Origin of the sequence: Adonisia turfae CCMR0081 (assembly GCF_011009555.1) — a bacterium.
Taxonomy (GTDB): domain Bacteria; phylum Cyanobacteriota; class Cyanobacteriia; order Phormidesmidales; family Phormidesmidaceae; genus Leptothoe; species Leptothoe turfae.
Window position 1 is genome coordinate 2,062,841 of the sequence record NZ_QXHD01000004.1, and the last position, 16,138, is coordinate 2,078,978.

At 47.0% G+C, this 16,138-nt stretch carries 17 protein-coding genes; 4 read left to right on the forward strand and 13 right to left on the reverse strand.

All coding sequences use genetic code 11. The annotated features are described in order from the left end of the window. Nucleotides 1–33 precede the first annotated feature (33 nt). From DXZ20_RS13185 to DXZ20_RS13205, 5 genes are all read right to left on the reverse strand, one after another. Complete coding sequence (locus DXZ20_RS13185; protein WP_163698627.1) at nucleotides 34–534, reverse strand: GNAT family N-acetyltransferase; 501 nt, start codon at nucleotides 532–534, stop codon at nucleotides 34–36. A gap of 81 nt (nucleotides 535–615) precedes the next feature. Further along, nucleotides 616–1,197, reverse strand: coding sequence for a J domain-containing protein (locus DXZ20_RS13190; RefSeq protein WP_163698629.1), 582 nt, complete (start codon nucleotides 1,195–1,197; stop codon nucleotides 616–618). Between the two features lie 147 nt (nucleotides 1,198–1,344). Next, entirely contained in the window at nucleotides 1,345–1,941 is a 597-nt protein-coding gene (locus DXZ20_RS13195) for an ATP-dependent Clp protease proteolytic subunit (RefSeq protein ID WP_163662312.1), read from the reverse strand. Between the two features lie 33 nt (nucleotides 1,942–1,974). Beyond that, nucleotides 1,975–2,613 carry an ATP-dependent Clp protease proteolytic subunit gene (locus DXZ20_RS13200; RefSeq protein ID WP_163698632.1) on the reverse strand — a complete coding sequence of 213 codons (639 nt, stop codon included), beginning with the start codon at nucleotides 2,611–2,613 and terminating at the stop codon, nucleotides 1,975–1,977. A gap of 2 nt (nucleotides 2,614–2,615) precedes the next feature. Continuing rightward, nucleotides 2,616–3,308, reverse strand: a complete 693-nt coding sequence (locus DXZ20_RS13205; protein WP_006516146.1) for an ATP-dependent Clp protease proteolytic subunit — start codon at nucleotides 3,306–3,308, stop codon at nucleotides 2,616–2,618. 390 nt (nucleotides 3,309–3,698) lie between these two features. On the opposite strand from DXZ20_RS13205, the gene DXZ20_RS13210 reads away from it, so the two are divergent. Together DXZ20_RS13210 and DXZ20_RS13215 are read left to right on the forward strand one after the other, a co-directional pair. Continuing rightward, nucleotides 3,699–4,928 (forward strand): vWA domain-containing protein, encoded by a 1,230-nt coding sequence (locus tag DXZ20_RS13210; protein WP_163662318.1) that lies wholly within the window; start codon nucleotides 3,699–3,701, stop codon nucleotides 4,926–4,928. A gap of 574 nt (nucleotides 4,929–5,502) precedes the next feature. Then, nucleotides 5,503–6,555, forward strand: coding sequence for a dipeptide epimerase (locus DXZ20_RS13215; RefSeq protein ID WP_163698634.1), 1,053 nt, complete (start codon nucleotides 5,503–5,505; stop codon nucleotides 6,553–6,555). On the opposite strand, the gene DXZ20_RS13220 is transcribed toward DXZ20_RS13215, so the two are convergent. Further along, on the reverse strand, nucleotides 6,548–7,480 hold the full coding sequence (locus DXZ20_RS13220) for an SH3 domain-containing protein (protein ID WP_163698636.1): 933 nt from the start codon (nucleotides 7,478–7,480) through the stop codon (nucleotides 6,548–6,550). The two genes, DXZ20_RS13215 and DXZ20_RS13220, sit on opposite strands and share 8 nt — an antisense overlap. 108 nt (nucleotides 7,481–7,588) lie before the next feature. Further along, complete coding sequence (locus tag DXZ20_RS13225) at nucleotides 7,589–7,894, reverse strand: TMEM14 family protein (protein ID WP_163662324.1); 306 nt, start codon at nucleotides 7,892–7,894, stop codon at nucleotides 7,589–7,591. Between the two features lie 18 nt (nucleotides 7,895–7,912). Here DXZ20_RS13225 and DXZ20_RS13230 point away from each other — a divergent pair, with 18 nt between their 5' ends. Together DXZ20_RS13230 and DXZ20_RS13235 are read left to right on the forward strand one after the other, a co-directional pair. Next, nucleotides 7,913–9,205 carry an ATP-binding protein gene (locus DXZ20_RS13230; RefSeq protein WP_163698638.1) on the forward strand — a complete coding sequence of 431 codons (1,293 nt, stop codon included), beginning with the start codon at nucleotides 7,913–7,915 and terminating at the stop codon, nucleotides 9,203–9,205. Nucleotides 9,206–9,209: 4 nt separating this feature from the next. Then, nucleotides 9,210–10,514, forward strand: a complete 1,305-nt coding sequence (locus DXZ20_RS13235) for a TAXI family TRAP transporter solute-binding subunit (RefSeq protein WP_163662328.1) — start codon at nucleotides 9,210–9,212, stop codon at nucleotides 10,512–10,514. Between the two features lie 25 nt (nucleotides 10,515–10,539). On the opposite strand, the gene DXZ20_RS13240 is transcribed toward DXZ20_RS13235, so the two are convergent. The 6 genes from DXZ20_RS13240 to DXZ20_RS13265 form a co-directional block, all read right to left on the reverse strand. After that, nucleotides 10,540–11,517 (reverse strand): GDP-mannose 4,6-dehydratase, encoded by a 978-nt coding sequence (locus tag DXZ20_RS13240; protein WP_163671574.1) that lies wholly within the window; start codon nucleotides 11,515–11,517, stop codon nucleotides 10,540–10,542. A 195-nt stretch (nucleotides 11,518–11,712) separates the two neighbouring features. Beyond that, the gene (locus DXZ20_RS13245) at nucleotides 11,713–12,012 is read right to left on the reverse strand and encodes a GDP-mannose 4,6-dehydratase (protein WP_163671575.1); all 300 of its coding nucleotides are present in this window, start codon (nucleotides 12,010–12,012) and stop codon (nucleotides 11,713–11,715) included. 18 nt (nucleotides 12,013–12,030) lie between these two features. Next, entirely contained in the window at nucleotides 12,031–13,089 is a 1,059-nt protein-coding gene (locus DXZ20_RS13250) for an NAD-dependent epimerase/dehydratase family protein (protein WP_163662330.1), read from the reverse strand. A 14-nt stretch (nucleotides 13,090–13,103) separates the two neighbouring features. Then, the gene (locus DXZ20_RS13255) at nucleotides 13,104–13,718 is read right to left on the reverse strand and encodes a class I SAM-dependent methyltransferase (protein ID WP_163703484.1); all 615 of its coding nucleotides are present in this window, start codon (nucleotides 13,716–13,718) and stop codon (nucleotides 13,104–13,106) included. Between the two features lie 328 nt (nucleotides 13,719–14,046). Then, nucleotides 14,047–15,114, reverse strand: a complete 1,068-nt coding sequence (locus DXZ20_RS13260; RefSeq protein ID WP_163662332.1) for an NAD-dependent epimerase/dehydratase family protein — start codon at nucleotides 15,112–15,114, stop codon at nucleotides 14,047–14,049. Next, the coding region (locus tag DXZ20_RS13265) for a glycosyltransferase (RefSeq protein WP_163703485.1) at nucleotides 15,107–16,138 on the reverse strand (1,032 nt) is incomplete at its 5' end. The genes DXZ20_RS13265 and DXZ20_RS13260, both read right to left, overlap by 8 nt.

Sequence of the window (16,138 nt, forward strand, 5' to 3'; positions counted from 1 at the left end):
TACATACATATAAATATCTTGATTTTGCGGGTTCTATCGTTCCGGCAACGCCAACCAGGTCTCCCAGCTCAAATCACGCCCTGGAAAACCGACCGATGCAAACGGCCATGCATCATCTAACCATTGACGCACAGCAGCCAGCAAACGATCTTCTAGTCCACTAGCCAGTTCACTCTGCCGTGCCCACAGTAGTGCATAGGCATCGTAGTCCTGACGGTCTGATGGGTAAAAATACACACAGCCCAGGCAACGACTCTCATCCAGACTCATCATGGTATAAGCAAAAGAAGTGCGCCGCTGAAATTCCTTTTGATGCCAGCCCAGGTCAATTAAATCCTGCTCTAAGGTCAAACCATCTGGCCAAGTACTGGGCGGGGGAAAAATACCCTTAAGATGAGCAGCACTGGTGATAACTGCATCAAAGTCTTTGACCACATCATTAACTGTCAGTATTCGCAGACGATACTCATCGGTTTCCAGCACCGCTGGCACATCAAAATCTGACGGAACAAAGGAAGAAGTCGAAGTACCCACGTTAAAACTGCTGCTTTAGTACTTTTAGAATTTTTAGCACGCTGTAGAGCTGATTGCAGGCCTAATTAAAAATTACAACTGCTATCTCAAGCGTTGTTCAATGGATTGGAAGTCGCGGTTAATTTCAACCCAGAGAGATTTATTTAAAGGGTCCGTTTTGAGAGCCTTATCTAAATAAATGCGGGCTTTTCCTAACTGGCCTTGGGTGATCAGCTGACGGCCCCAACGTTGGTAGGTGATGGCCTGCCACTGACGAACTTCTGGGTCTTGGGTGATGCGCTGGGCAAGACCTTCGACAAGTGCGATCGCACGCGGATACTTCTGCTGTTTGAACAACATCTGCAATTGCCGATAGGAATCTTGCTTCAGCTTTTGCTCATGATCCGATAATCCTGGATTCGTTTGAACCGGACTGGGTTCCTCTTCTACCGGAGTCTTTGCCACCGCAGCGTCCTCTTCTTGAGGTTCCTCATCAGGCTGCAATATCTCCAGCAATGCGTCGTAGGCTTTAGTCACCTTGATGAAACGATCTTGAGCCCTTTGATCATCAGGATTAACATCTGGATGATACTTACGCGCCAACTTACGATAGGCGGCCTTGACATCATCAAATGATGCCCCCGTTCGTAACCCTAATGTGCGGTAATGATCAGCTAGCCCCATTTCACCCAATAACTGCTTCAGATTCTGCCATTAAAACGCAGAACATGACGAATATTACGCCACGCTTGGAAATTTAGGTGAGAACCTCAATTTTTAGGCGTGGCCCATGAGTGTGGTGTGCAAAATGAAAATTAAGAGGCGCATCTATTACACGCGCTCTTCAATTACCCGATCAATCAGACCATAGGCTTTTGCCTCTTCCGCCGACATGAAATTATCCCGGTCTGTATCCCTTTCAATTTGCTCAATCGTTTGGTTAGTATGCTCAGCCATCAAGCTATTTAAGCGACGCTTAATCTGAACAATGTGATTAGCCTCAATTTCAATGTCTGTTGCTTGACGCTGACCAACACCGCCCAATGGCTGGTGAATCATGATACGAGAATGCGGCAGCGCTAGACGCTTACCGGGAGACCCAGCACATAACAAAAATGAGCCCATGGAAGCAGCCAGCCCCACACAGATCGTAACGACCTCTGACTTGATATAGCGCATGGTGTCGTAAATTGCCATGCCAGCTGTAACCGAGCCACCTGGAGAATTGATATAGAGGTAAATCGGCTTGCTGGGATCATCAGAATCCAGATACAGCATATAAGCCACGATGGCATTAGCGATACCGTCTGTAACTTCTTCAGTTAAGAAAATGATGCGCTCACGAAACAGACGCTCGTATATGCTGATCCATTGTTCATAGGTGCTACCAGGAAGGCGATATGGAACGCTGGGAATACCGATAGGCATGGGGTTATAGGGGGTAAGGGGTTATTTCAAAAATTAAGCAGGTTTCTCAATCACCCGGTCGATCAAGCCATACTCAATGGCTTCTTGGGGGGTGAGGTAAAAAATCCGCTCCATGTCCTTATGGATCTTGTCTTCAGGCTGACCAGTGTTCTCACTTAGCAGCTGAGTGATCAATGCTGATTTACTCAGGACCTCGTCAGCATTGAGTTCAATATCCGTGGCTTGACCGCGGGTACCACTATAGGGATGCACCAGCGCGATAGACGAATTTGGCAGACTGGAGCGCTTGCCTTTGGCTCCGCAAGATAGCAATACAGCAGACATGCCAATGGCTTGGCCCATGCAGATAGTAATCACATCAGACTTAATATGACGCATGGTGTCATAGATAGCCAGCCCCGAGGTAATGGACATCATGCCCGCTGAGCCGTCGGCCATTCCAGCCATGACGGGATCACCCAGGGAGTTTATATATAGATAGATGGGCTTACCAGGCTCTTCAGAATCCAGGTATAGAAAAGCCGATATCAGCGAATTCGCCACACCGTCAGTCAAAGGCTGATTTAAAAACAAGATGCGTTCTTGACTCATGCGGGTGTAAATGTTCACCCAAGTCCAACGTTGACTGCCAGGCAGGTTGTAGGGTACTCGAATAGGACGTTCTACAGACATGGCTACCCAATACCCGCTGGAATTTGTGTTGGCAAATCTTTCGTACTTTCTAAGACCCGATCAATGAGGCCATACTCCTTAGCTTCCGCAGGAGTCAGGTAGAACATACGATCCGTATCTTTCTGCAATTTTTCGGGCGTTTGTCCAGTGGAATGGGACAGAATATCGAGGGTTGCCTCACGGTTAGCCAGGACTTCCTTTGCACGAATTTGAATATCGGTAGCCTGGCCACGGGCACCCGTACGGGGCTGGTTTAGAACAATGGTTGCATTTGGCAAACTCGCTCGAAATCCTTTGGTACCCGCCGCCAAAATCATGGATGCTGTACCCATGGCTTGACCGATACAAATGGTATGGACCGGTGGGCGAATATAGCGCATGGTGTCACAGATGGCGAAGGCTTCGGTTTCAAAGCCAAGGGCATCACCGGTATACCAGGATGTTCCAGTGGAATTGATATAGAAATAGATAGGTTTATCGGGATCGTCAAATTCTAAATAGAGCAGCTGGGCAATGATCAGTCTGGTGACGTCCATACCCATTTGACGCTTGTAATCGTCTGACGACACTAGGGGCGTACCCAAGTAGACAATCCGCTCTTTCAGAAGAAGCGATTGTAGATCGGGAGGGGGAGTACGAAACGCGGCATCCCCGCCATAGTAAGGAGCCTGTACGGCTTTAATATTAGAACTCATAGACCCAGTTAGCCCTCTGCGGTGTCAGCTGTTCACCGTTCAACGTTTTAATTCAATGGGTGCGATGTCACGTCCCATTGACGTCTACATAGTGTAACTCGCTCTGAACAAGCTAGCAGGCTAGGAATTTGGGGGATATCCGCCCATGGAATGGGTCTTTTTAAGGAATTTTGCGTCAAGTTATGTAGCCCTATCTGCACGTTCCCCGCATCTTGCCATCACACTATGTTTATCCCGACGGGAACATTAGCGTTTGAGATTGAGTAGAGCGTTGTCTTTGGTAGTAATTTTTCGGCAAATTACGTCAATGCTTTAAGCACATTAGGGTGATGTATTTAGGGTGAATCTCCAGAACCATATCGATAGCACCATTGGTAGGGAAACGAACGTATGAAAGCTAACGTGCAGTGGTCCATTAGCGATCGCAACCTAGACACCGCTCAAACCAATAGCCAGCGACACTTAGCCATTTCCGTCCAGGCTGCATCCAGTGGTGACCGTCCCCCCCTAAACCTATGTCTCATCCTCGATCAAAGTGGCTCCATGGGCGGCACTCCCATCAAAACCGTCCGCGCTGCTGCCAAAAAAATTGTCGATAACCTATCTCCCCAAGACCGCATTTCGGTGGTGTCGTTTGATCACGAAGCGCAGCTAATTGTCGCCAACCAGCCCGCAACGAACCCGGATGCCATTAAACAAGCCATCGAAGGCATTCGCGCCGGTGGTGGTACTGCCATCGACGAAGGTCTGAAACTCGGCATCAAAGAAGTCTCCAAAGGTAAAAGCGGCACCGTTTCCCAAATTTTTCTGCTCACCGACGGTGAAAACGAGCATGGCAGCAATGATCGCTGTCTCAAACTAGCCCAGCTTGCCGTTAGCTATAGCTTTACCGTCAGCACCCTCGGCTTCGGTGACCATTGGAACCAGGATGTGCTGGAACAACTGGCCGATGCAGGAAACGGTAGCCTGACCTACATTCAAAATCCTGATACCGCCATTCAAGAGTTCAGCCGTCTCTTTAACCGTGTTCAGGCCGTCAGCCTTACGAATGCGTACCTGGTGCTGACATTACAACCCCAAGTACGGTTAGCAGAACTCAAACCCATTGCCCAGGTATTGCCAGAAACGATTGAATTAGACGTCCGTCGAGAAGGCGAGCAAGCCATCGTCCGTCTCGGAGATTTGATGGACAATACCCCCCGCGTTATTCTGGCTAACATCTATATCTCCCAACTACCCGCAGGCATCCATCCCATTGCCTATGCTGCCATCCAGTATGATGATCCCACCTTAGGCAGCTCTCTATCCACTGATAAAGCAACTATCAATGTCACCGCTCAAACCGTTTATCAGCCCCAGAGCGATCCTCAGGTGCAGCAATACATCTTGGCCCTAGCCAAATATCGCCAAACCCAGATTGCAGAAACTAAGCTACAGGCAGGCGATCGCAGCGGAGCCATCACGATGCTTCAGTCTGCAACCCAAACTGCCCTGCAAATGGGCGACCAAAACGCCGCTACGGTCCTGCAAGAAAACGTCACTCAGCTCCAGACAGGTCAAGACCTGTCAGAGCAGGCCAAAAAGAAAACACGCATTGCCTCTAAAACCATTTTGCAATAGTCAACGAAATACACATGAGGTTTAGTTTGCCAGCAGGGGGGATCGGTTGGGAGATTAAGTTTAGCGGCTCTATTTGTCGGGTAATGGCGAAATCAACTGCTCAGGGCTTGCCCCCCTGAACCCCCTTAATCTGGGGAACTCAACTTCCCCAGGCCCCTTGCACAGGAGTTGGGCTGGTGAGTAGTATCTTATGGTGATTGCACCAGTGGCCGGTCAGGTAGTTACGCTGCTCCGCATTCGCTCCACACCTTAAAAGAAAAGTCATCCCCTTTCCCTTCAGAACCTTTCAACTAGAAAAATTCGACAAGGAAAAAACTATTTGAGGTAGAGCATAGATACCCCATGCTTTTTTAATTTTTCTGTGGCATGCCACAGAAAAATTAAAATCCACTCTACCGACCACTCCCTTTTCACGCATATCGGGACAACGTAATTATTTTTACGAGGGTTGTAGGGCGGCGTCCCGCCCTGCCCATAGGGGTGTGGGGAACTCGGAGGAGCCCCACGCAGGATCTAACACCTTTCGAGATACCCTAAAATCCCAACCCTTCAAATACCCCTTCAAAACCCACCTATGCACATCACCTACCACCCCATCACCCTCCACAAAAAAGTCCCCCTCACCATCAGCCGTGGCACCCGGTCCCAATCCACCAATCTCTTCATTCAACTCACCGACGACAACATCACTGGCTACGGCGAAGCCACCCCCTTCTCCATCGGCGACCAAACCCAAACCCCTGAAACCATTACCCACTCCCTCGACCAAATCATCGAAGGCATTTCCTATTACCATCCCCTCGACCGACAAATCATCGAAGAAAGCCTCGACCAGATTGCCCCCTGCTCAGCCGCCCGCGCCGCCATCGACGTCGCCCTCTGGGACTGGCTTGGCAAAAAGGTCGGTCTACCACTGTGGCAACTATGGGGATTAGATCCACAAAGAATTGGGCCAACCGCTGTCACTGTGGGCATTAATACCCCAGAAGGAGCATGCGATCGTATCCGCCGCTGGCATGCCGACTATCCTGATCTCCGCTCCATCAAAATCAAGCTGGGCAGCCCTGCTGGTATTGAAGCCGACCAAGCCATGCTCAGCGCCCTACAATCCGAATTTCATCCCCACGACAAAATTAGCGTTGATGCCAACGGCGGCTGGACTCTCGACAACGCCAAAACCATGGCCACCTGGCTCGCCGAGCGTAACATCACCTATCTGGAGCAACCCCTCCCCGTCAGCGCCAACCACCAGCTAGCCGAGCTAAAACAGCACTCACCATTACCCATTTTTGTCGACGAAAGCTGCTTCACCAGCCAAGACATCATGCCCTTAGCGCAGCATATCGACGGCATCAACATTAAACTAATGAAATCCGGTGGCCTCACCGAAGCCCATCGCATGATCCACACTGCCCGCGCCTGTGGCCTCAGCGTCATGTTTGGCTGCTATTCCGACAGCACTCTCTCCAATACAGCCTTAGCTCAGCTATCGCCCCTCGCCCATCACCTCGATCTCGACAGTCATCTTAATCTCAAGGATAATCCCTGCTGCGGAGCCACCTTGGAATTAGGTCGCCTCATGCCGAATAACCAGCCAGGCTTAGGAGTCACACACCTGGTTACTTAATCACCACACGCATGGAATAAACCGCATCCGCCCAGGTGGGCCGCACATGGATACGATAACGCCCCGTACTACTCTTAGGCAAAGGGCCAGACCAATCTGTTGATGTCGCTCCAACATAGTCACCGATCAGATGTAGCCAGTAGTCAGCTTCTTCAGAATAAATCTGGAAAACAGCATTCTCATCCCCGGCTTGTAACGAAACAGACAGCTCTTGTCCCGCATCTGCAAAAAAGAAATATTCATGCTGAGCGCCTTGGGTCACAGTTTTCTCCCAAATCACCGCCTCATTGGTTCCTGGAGCAAACTGAAGCGTTTCACTACTGCTAACTGGCGCATCGACATAGGTTATGCCAATGTCTGCGGCTGTATCAATATCGGACCGATCAATCTCGATCACATCATCTCGGACCCAACCCTCTACCCCAGACTGAGTGAACTGTACAAAATACCACACATGTCCCTGGTACCTGGCTGTGGCTTCCAACACCGTCACCTCATCTCCTGGAAGCCCATAGTGAGGAGACGCTGATGCTGTGGTTGGCTGTGTTCGAATATTGATGCGGCTATGATCATCCTGACTGCGTAGAACCCCTTGACGCTGGGGGACCATCACATAGACTTTGATGCCAGGATCTTGAACAGACAGCTGTTTTGCGATCGCTGTGACGCCAGGATCTTGAACAGATGACTGTTTTGCGATCGCTGTCTGGGCTGCTGACTCAGTTGGTGGGTCTTGAGTCTTAACGCTAACGGGTAGTTGCTGACTGGTAGCTTGTACCGTTGCTACCACTGAAGCCTCTTGATCAGCCGTTGTTGAACGACTGGCAGCTACCTGGGTTGACGCGTTTCCCTCAGATAGATGGGTCTGACAACTGACAACACTCAAACAACAAAATAAACAGCCTACCCCTTTGATAACGCCCATCAAAACACTCGTAGTATGCGACTGTCTCAAAGTGCCCAATGGGGGCTGCTGGCTATAGGATAAAGACTGTCTCAAGGTGCCGGGGGGCTGCTGACTAGAGGATGAAGACTAGCCAGCAAAGACCCCAATTAATGTGATCACGCCACCCATGACCATCAGCCCAGCAGGCATAAACTTTTTAGTTTTTACCAATCGAATAATAAACACGATTAAGAGCAACAGGGTGACAATCTTGACCACCCAAAGACCGCTGGCAATGCCTTGCGCGGCTCGCAGTGCCCCGATCAGTAAAAGTAGCCCACTGACAATGCCAGAAATTAACGACGGCAAACTACGAGCCTTAAGGTAGCCAACAATACCACCCACTACAGCAAGGATTCCATAGATCAATGCGATGATAAGTCCTAATGACATAGTGCAAAGGGATTGAGGATGAAGGAATTTGGGGCAGCAACCATCGCTCAGTACCGACAGCAGACGGCCTCGCTCTTACTGTATCAGGCTGTTCTCAACGATACCGTAGGTCAAACATTCTTATCGTTGTTAGAAGCCCTCAGCACCAGCAAAGGTCTGACCAACGAACGAGCCCAGTGCCTCACTGCCTATGGCAAATGGTTTCAAGCATTGGCCAACACAGGCAAAAGCTGGGGAGGCCATCTAGTTGAGCGGATGTTGATTGCCGATAATGCGTTTACTCAAGCGGCACAGCGCTTAACGATGGCGAAACTACCCGTACCTCTCATAGCAGCAGCCCGCCACGATCTAAACATTCTCCAAAATCTATACGGCCTATCTCCCAGCTATGTCAGCCAGTGTGTGCAAACCGCCTGTCAGCTTCCCCAAGCACCGGTTGTATGGTCTTTAATGCCCGAACCGTTGCCAGTGGACTTGTCACCAGATTGGTCAGCAGGCATCGACAATCTCGTGACTTATTATCAACATCAAGGCACAGGCAAGTTTGGTCAGTTCCGTGGCTTTCGTTGGCAGCAAGGTCAACTCCTGGGCATCACTGAGCCAGATCCCATTCGCTTGGAGGATTTGGCTGCCTATGACGGCCCTAAAGATGCTCTAGTGAAAAATACCGAATTTTTGCTGGCCGGGTTTAACGCCCTCAATGTATTACTATACGGCAGTCGAGGAGCCGGTAAGTCATCCTTAGTCAAAGCATTGCTCACTGAGTATGGTGACCGTGGCTTGCGTCTGATTGAGGTTGCCAAAGCAGACCTGTATGACCTGCCGACGATTGTGGAATCCCTGAGACCCCAACCGCAAAAGTTCATTATTTTTGTCGACGATCTTTCCTTTGAAGAAGACGATGATGCATTCAAAGCACTCAAGGTTGTACTAGAAGGTGGTCTGACTCGACGTCCCCAAAATGTAGTGGTTTATGCCACCTCAAATCGACGCCATCTCGTGCGAGAGTTCTTTGCTGATCGGCCCCGTCCTCGGGATGCAGATGAGCTCAAATCTTGGGATACAGTCCAAGAAAAGCTCTCCTTTAGTGATCGTTTTGGCCTTACCCTGACGTTTGAAGCCGCTGACCAACCGATGTATCTAGACATTGTGCATCACTTAGCAAAACAGGTTGGGCTAGACCTATCGCTGGAGGATTTGGACTATCGAGCGAGACAATGGGCCACCCGTCACAACGGACGTTCCGGACGTAGTGCTCGACAGTTTATAGACTTTCTATCGGCAGAACTCGCGTTGGATACGGAGAAATAGAGGCATGGGTAAGTGGGGATGCTGGGGGTTAGGTCTCGTGGTTTTGGTGAGTGTAGGGGTTGCGATCGCATCCATCACCAAACTCATCCAAGAACAGAACCGTATCTACACCATTCGCCTGGCCACAGGCAGCCCTACCGGTGAATACTACGCCTTTGGTCAAGCCATTGCCCAAGTCACTGAAGCGAACGAACCTAAGATCCGCGTTGAAGTCGTCGCATCTCCAGGGTCAAATCAAAATATGGACGATGTCCACACCCATACCGTTGATCTCGCCCTGGTACAAAATGACACCCCCACCCAACGCAATGTGCGCGCCATTGCCCAGCTGTACCCTGAGATGTTTCATCTCATTGCCAACAAAGATGCCAACATCAACAATCTGACCGACCTAAAGGGCAGACGTATTGCCCTAATGCCTGAAGGCAGTGGTTCCTACAATCTTTTCTGGCCCCTCAGTCAACACTATGGCCTCACCAAAAACGATTTTCAATTTCAACCCATGGGCGTCACTGAAGCCCACACCGCCCTGCAAAACGGGACCGTCGACGCCTTGTTCCGTATTATTGGTCTGGGCAACAGCAGCGTTGCTCAACTACTGTCCAATGAACAGTTCAAGCTAGTCCCTATAGACCAAATCGGCGCGCTACAGCTAACTCAACCCTACCTAGAATCCACCATCATTCCTAAAGGTAGCTACGATGGCGGCACTCCTATCCCGTCTGAAGATTTACCTGTCGTTTCTGTCAGCGCATTACTCATTGCCAATGTGGATGCCCATCCTGATGTTGTTAAAACCATCACTCGCATTCTCTACGAACATCGCAGTGAGCTAATCCGCATCAATCCGCGGACGGCTAATATTCAATCTCCAGAAAACAGCCAAAACCTTGGATTTCCACTCCATGAAGGTGCTCGCGCCTATTACACCCAAGACAATCCTAGTTTTTTAGTCACCTATGCTGAATCCATTGGCCTGTTAATGTCTATTAGCATCTTAATCTGCTCTAGCCTGTGGCAAGGTCGACAATGGTTCATCAGCAATCAAAAGGATCGCGCCGACCGCTACAACCTAGAAATTCTGGACCTGATTGAAAAAATAGAACAGGCCCAAGATTTTGATGAACTACAAAACCTACGACAACAACTCCTAGAAATCCTTAGAAAAGTTGTCGTCGATCTCGACATTGACAAAATCTCTCCAGAATCCTTCCAATCCTTTACGTTTCCCTGGGAAGTAGCTAATACAGCCATTCGCCACCAAGAAATCATCTTAAGTGGGCGTACTGCCCACAACTCCAAGAATTAAGTGACAGATATTAACCTACAGCCATCTAATCTCCATAGGAGTCAGCCGTTAGTTCTTTAAGTTCATTATCAACCATTGCCTCAACTAATTTAGAAAAAGAGTAATTGGGCTGCCATTGAATTTCGCGTTTAATCTTATCAATGGCCCCAGCCAGCACGACGGGCTCATCTGGTCGATAGAAAGCAGGATCAATGGAAACGTAATCTTGCCAATTTAAACCAACGTAAGAAAAGGCACAGTCTACAAGTTCTTTAACCGAGTGGGTCTCACCACTAGCAATAATATAGTCGTCCGGCTTCTCCTGCTGCAGCATCATCCACATGGCATTAACCACATCTTCCGCATGGCACCAGTCACGCCGAGCCTCCAGGTTGCCCAGCCGCAATTCATTCGCCAAACCTAACTTAATCTTTACTGCACCGCGAGTAATCTTACGAAACACAAACTCTGCCCCCCGCCTGGGTGACTCATGGGTATATGTAATGCCACAGCAAGCATAGAGATCGTATTTCTGACGATAGTTAATCGTCATCCAGTGGGCATAGGCTTTAGCTACACCGTAGGGATTACGGGGTCGAAATGCCGTACGTTCGGTCTGTGGAGACTCATCCGGCTGCCCAAATACCTCACTACTGGAGGCTTGGTAAAACCTTGCATCCGGCTTACAACGGCGGATCGCCTCTAACAACCGAGACACACCAATAGCTGTATATTCTGCTGTCAGCGCAGGTTGTGTCCAAGACAGCGGTACATAGCTCTGGGATGCAAGGTTATAAATCTCATCTGGCTGCGCCTCATCAATGGCGTCCATCAACGAAAACTGATCGAGCAGATCACCTGAAATAATTCGGACCTTATCAGCAAAGTGACTAATACGTCCAAAACTACTAGAACTGGAACGACGCACCATTCCGTATACGTTGTATCCCTTACTAAGCAGTAGCTCTGCCAGGTAAGAGCCATCTTGTCCCGTCAATCCGGTAATCAGCGCTGTTTTAGCCACTACATCTCCCATGCACAAAAATTGCAACTATAAAAGCATGGCTAGGTTGCCCACAACCATGCCCATATTGTACGCAGGCATGCCCTTAGGATTCTGATTCCTCTACTCGGTCTCCATATAGGGCTGCATAAAAGAATGTTGATACATATTAAGTCGAAACGCTTCCAGCAGGGTAAACGTACCCACTACATTAGTTTACACAAACGCTACAGGCCCAGGTATGGAAGGAACTACATGGGATTCAGCGGCAAAGTGCACAACAGTATCGATTTCATGAGTAGTTAGGAGATCGTCTACTAGCTGCTGGTTACAGATATCTTCCTGAGTCAGCTGAAAATTCGCCTGACTCTCAAAGTCTTTTAGTGTGGAACGATTACCTGTATAAGTCAAGGCATCTAAAACTATTATTTTCCCAGATTCGCCATGGAAATGATGCACAAAGTTAGAATCAATAAACCCTGCACCACCGGTAATGAGTATTTTTTTGTTCCACAGACTCCATTATTGGACTGATTATTTTGCTATCTGAGCCTGATATATCTCATTAAATATTGCCTTTAAGTCATATTGATACCCCCAATCAGGGTAGTGTTTTTTGAACTTACCCACATCAGAGATATACCAAATATGATCACCAATTCGGTTTTTTTTCGAATAGGAGTAAACCATTTTATTACCTGAGATTTCTTCGCAAAGCTCTATGGCTTCTAACATGGAGCAGTTGCTATGGCGCGAGCCACCAATGTTATAGACGTCCCCACACCTAGGGCTTTTATAAAAATGATAAAAGGCATTCACGAGATCATAACTATGCATATTATCTCGCACTTGTTTGCCCTTGTAACCAAAAACTGTATAAGGCTCCTTAGTGATGGCACATTTCATCAAATACGCTAAAAATCCATGCAATTTAGCTCCTGAGTGTAATGGCCCCGTCAAGCATCCTCCCCGAAAACTAACAGTTTGCATATCAAAATAGCGGCCATATTCTTGAACTAGAATATCAGCAGCTACCTTGGATACACCAAAGAGTGAATGCTTGGAGTTGTCAATGCTCATGGACTCATCAATTCCATTGGCAAAAGCATGATCAGATGCAATTTCCCAGCGCTTTTCAGTTTCTTCTAAAGGCAGATAGTTGGGCGTATCACCATAGACTTTGTTGGTAGAGGTAAAGATAAATGCGGCTTTTGGGCAAAACTGTCGCGTTGCTTCTAATAAAACCAGGGTGCCGTTGGCATTGACTGTAAAGTCTGTATGGGGATCTTGAGCGGCCCAATCATGGGAGGGTTGAGCGGCAGTATGAATGATTAGAGCAATGTCAGTAGAATACTCTTGAAATAAGGATTCAATTTGGTTGCGATCGCGAATATCAATGTTTCTGTGAGAGTAGCGCTCACCGTAATTATCAACTAACAGTTGACGATTCCAGTCTGTTGATGCCCCATCTCCAAAGAAAACAGAGCGCATATCATTGTCAATGCCAACGACGTTAAATCCTTTTTCTATAAAAAAGTGAACCGACTGAGAACCAATCAGACCCGCAGAACCAGTTATAACAACAACACTCATATATGTCCCCTTAATCACTTAGGTTTAGAGGCTTTTAGAAACATCTGCCCACCGAAAAAATTCCATAAAAATGGAACCTTAAGATATAGCCGAAGCATCCAAACTGAAGCAGGTCTACCTTTAGTTGAAAAAGGTAGAAACCTAGGTATCACTTCATCAATTTTGAAGTTTAATGCCTTTAAAGCCTCTGAAAGTGATAGGTGAGTAATAGGTAAGTAGTGATCAATAAAGTCATAGTACTCCTTATATGAATATTTATAGTTTGGTTGAATCACTAGCAAACTACCACCAGGTTTCAGCTTTAAATAGCAAAAGCGAAGTACTTCAAAAAGCTCATCTTGGTCTTTTAAATGTTCAAAAAAATTCGATACGAATATTCGGTCAAAATGATGATGGGGAATACGTTCATACTGACCCTTATCAAGAATATTCAAGCGAAAGACACTCACATCAGGATTTGCAAATGTTTGAGCATCAGGATTTAAGTCAATCAAACACTTAGAAGCGGCAGAAATTTGATTAATGAATTCACAATAGCCTCCACCGATATCTAGAACTATACTGTCAACGGGTATGTACTTCTGAAGGAAATCCCTAATCAAAGCTTGCCATAAAGCACGTTTTGCCATCTGCTGCTTATGACTGAACCGGTTCTCATACAGCTGCCTGAGATATTCTGACTTATCAAGTAATTTATTCAAAGCAGGTTCATTCACGGCAAAAGTATTGTTTATCCTATAAAGTAATTCAACATAAAACAAGTAATTGAACGCTTATACCTAAGCAAGCCAGGGTAGAAAAGCTAATTTAAGTTTCGAAATATAAATAAAATACGATTAAATCCTACGTGAGACCAGGTTTTCAACTGAGTTAACAAAGGAAACCTTAATTAATCGTTTTAAGTCTGCCCTACTTTTAGATTTAAAAGATGATTCTCATCTCTGAGTCATCCGTTCGTCAAGCCAATATAGATAAAAGCATAGACTCATTGTCTACAAGCCATTGATAAATATCTGAAATGATAGTTTCTGGATTGTACTCAGGGCTCCAGCCAATCTTACGCTGTATGCACGAGGAGTCCATAATAAATAAGGGGACATCTCCTGGGCGTTCTGCTGGAACGGGAGTGATGTCTATGGTTTTACCTGTTACATCACGACAAAGCTCTGTTGTCTCTAAAAGCGACAGGCTACAAGCGGAGCCACCGCCAACGTTCAGGACACTTCCATCTAGGATATCAAAATGCGTGACTTGATACTCAATCAACTGGAGTAAATCTTGAATATGGAGTAAGTCACGCACTTGTTTACCACTACCTCCATATCCAATGTATTTAAGCGATTTCTCAAAGTAATGAGCCGCCACCCACAATACAAACACACCCTGATCGACTTTACCCATTTGCCAGGGACCCGTTACAACTCCGCAGCGATTGACAACAGCCTGTAGACCATAAGCATGACGATATTCTTCAATTAGTAGTTCAGAGGCTAGCTTAGTGGTCCCATAGAGAGAGCGATAGCCCTCTAAAGAGAACTTTTCCGATACTCCTAAATTGGACAATCCTACTAGTGTTTGTTCAGGCGCTATTTTATATCTAGTATCTGCCTCCACCAGACCAATAGCCTTGAGTTTTTCAATGGGGTAAACCCGACTAGTGGACAAAAATAACAGTTTGGCTTGGAGTTGACGTGCCAACTCCAAAATATTGATGGTACCCACCAAATTGGTTTGCAAAACATAGTCAGGGGATGAAAACCCTGCTAACACTGATGGTTCCGCAGAGCAATCGATGATGGTAGTCACTTCAAATGCACTGGGATCCAGATCACTAGAACAGCGAATATCTCCATGAACAAAATCGATACCTGCTTCGCGTAATCGAGAGAGATTCAGCTCTGACCCTCTTCGCTTGAGATTATCTAGGCAGATTACTTGCCAGTCAGAATGATGAGCCCTAAGCCCTATTGCCAGGGAACTGCCAATAAACCCTGCACCACCACATACTAAAACTCTCTCAGCCATTGACCTTAGCTCTCTGTTTAAGATTACTGCGGTGATAGTCACCCCTAGAAAGATATTTTTCTAGCCAGATATAGAGAACTATAAACAAGTAACGACTCCCCATCTCCTTAATTTTGAGCTTCGAAACCCCTGTTTGACGGTTACGCCAGGTGATCGGGATAGCCGCGTAGGAATAACCACGTACAATGGCCTTCAACGGAATCTCAACCGTTAGGTTGAAGTGATGAGAGATGAGGGGCATAATCCCCTCAATAACTTCTCTTCTGTAGATCTTAAAGGCGTTAGTGACATCGTTAAAACCGAGACCAAAGGCTATCTGGATAAACAGATTAGCTAAACGATTGACTAGTAGTTTATGGATCGGATAGTCAACGACTCTGCCACCCTTTATAAACCGTGAACCGAGGACACAGTCATACCCTTCTTGCAACTTGTAGTAATATCTCACAATGTCTTCAGGGTTATCAGAGCTGTCGGCCATGACAATGGCAACGGCATCGCCCTTAAAGTTTTCCAAACCGCAACGAACAGCAAAACCAAAGCCATTTGGGTAATAGTTGTTAATGTAGCGAACATTACTGTTATTTATAATTAACCCCTTTAAGAGATCTTCGGTACGGTCGTGGCTGTTGTCATTGACAACTAAAACTTCACAGTTAATATTTTCAGCAGCCATTTTTTCAGTAATGGCCGTGACTGTAGAAACAATACAACCTTCCTCGTTATAGGCGGGAATAACCAAGGACAGTAGTCCGTGACTCTTGCCCCAATAATACTGAGTTCTAGTCGAACTACATGACTTTTCCACAACAGGACCTAGACCTTCTGGTGGATAAAAATCCTCCTGCTCTGGGGTGGCTCTATCGCTTTTTTTAAATACGATACTATCACTGACGATGTAGTTTATCGCAGCACTCGTTAACACACCTACTAATGTATTAATCAAATAGTTTACACCCAGCCAATCAAGAACAGGAAAAATGACTAAAGTTCTCAATAGGATCGATAAACCAGCAGACAGATG

Bases quoted from the DNA above. Each gene is read 5' to 3' on its own strand.
- DXZ20_RS13190 (WP_163698629.1), bottom strand. From the start codon at position 1,197: ATGGGGCTAGCTGATCATTACCGCACATTAGGGTTACGAACGGGGGCA.
- DXZ20_RS13195 (WP_163662312.1), bottom strand. From the start codon at position 1,941: ATGCCTATCGGTATTCCCAGCGTTCCATATCGCCTTCCTGGTAGCACC.
- DXZ20_RS13200 (WP_163698632.1), bottom strand. From the start codon at position 2,613: ATGTCTGTAGAACGTCCTATTCGAGTACCCTACAACCTGCCTGGCAGT.
- DXZ20_RS13205 (WP_006516146.1), bottom strand. From the start codon at position 3,308: ATGAGTTCTAATATTAAAGCCGTACAGGCTCCTTACTATGGCGGGGAT.
- DXZ20_RS13210 (WP_163662318.1), top strand. From the start codon at position 3,699: ATGAAAGCTAACGTGCAGTGGTCCATTAGCGATCGCAACCTAGACACC.
- DXZ20_RS13215 (WP_163698634.1), top strand. From the start codon at position 5,503: ATGCACATCACCTACCACCCCATCACCCTCCACAAAAAAGTCCCCCTC.
- DXZ20_RS13220 (WP_163698636.1), bottom strand. From the start codon at position 7,480: ATGGGCGTTATCAAAGGGGTAGGCTGTTTATTTTGTTGTTTGAGTGTT.
- DXZ20_RS13225 (WP_163662324.1), bottom strand. From the start codon at position 7,894: ATGTCATTAGGACTTATCATCGCATTGATCTATGGAATCCTTGCTGTA.
- DXZ20_RS13230 (WP_163698638.1), top strand. From the start codon at position 7,913: ATGAAGGAATTTGGGGCAGCAACCATCGCTCAGTACCGACAGCAGACG.
- DXZ20_RS13235 (WP_163662328.1), top strand. From the start codon at position 9,210: ATGGGTAAGTGGGGATGCTGGGGGTTAGGTCTCGTGGTTTTGGTGAGT.
- DXZ20_RS13250 (WP_163662330.1), bottom strand. From the start codon at position 13,089: ATGAGTGTTGTTGTTATAACTGGTTCTGCGGGTCTGATTGGTTCTCAG.
- DXZ20_RS13255 (WP_163703484.1), bottom strand. From the start codon at position 13,718: ATGGCAAAACGTGCTTTATGGCAAGCTTTGATTAGGGATTTCCTTCAG.
- DXZ20_RS13260 (WP_163662332.1), bottom strand. From the start codon at position 15,114: ATGGCTGAGAGAGTTTTAGTATGTGGTGGTGCAGGGTTTATTGGCAGT.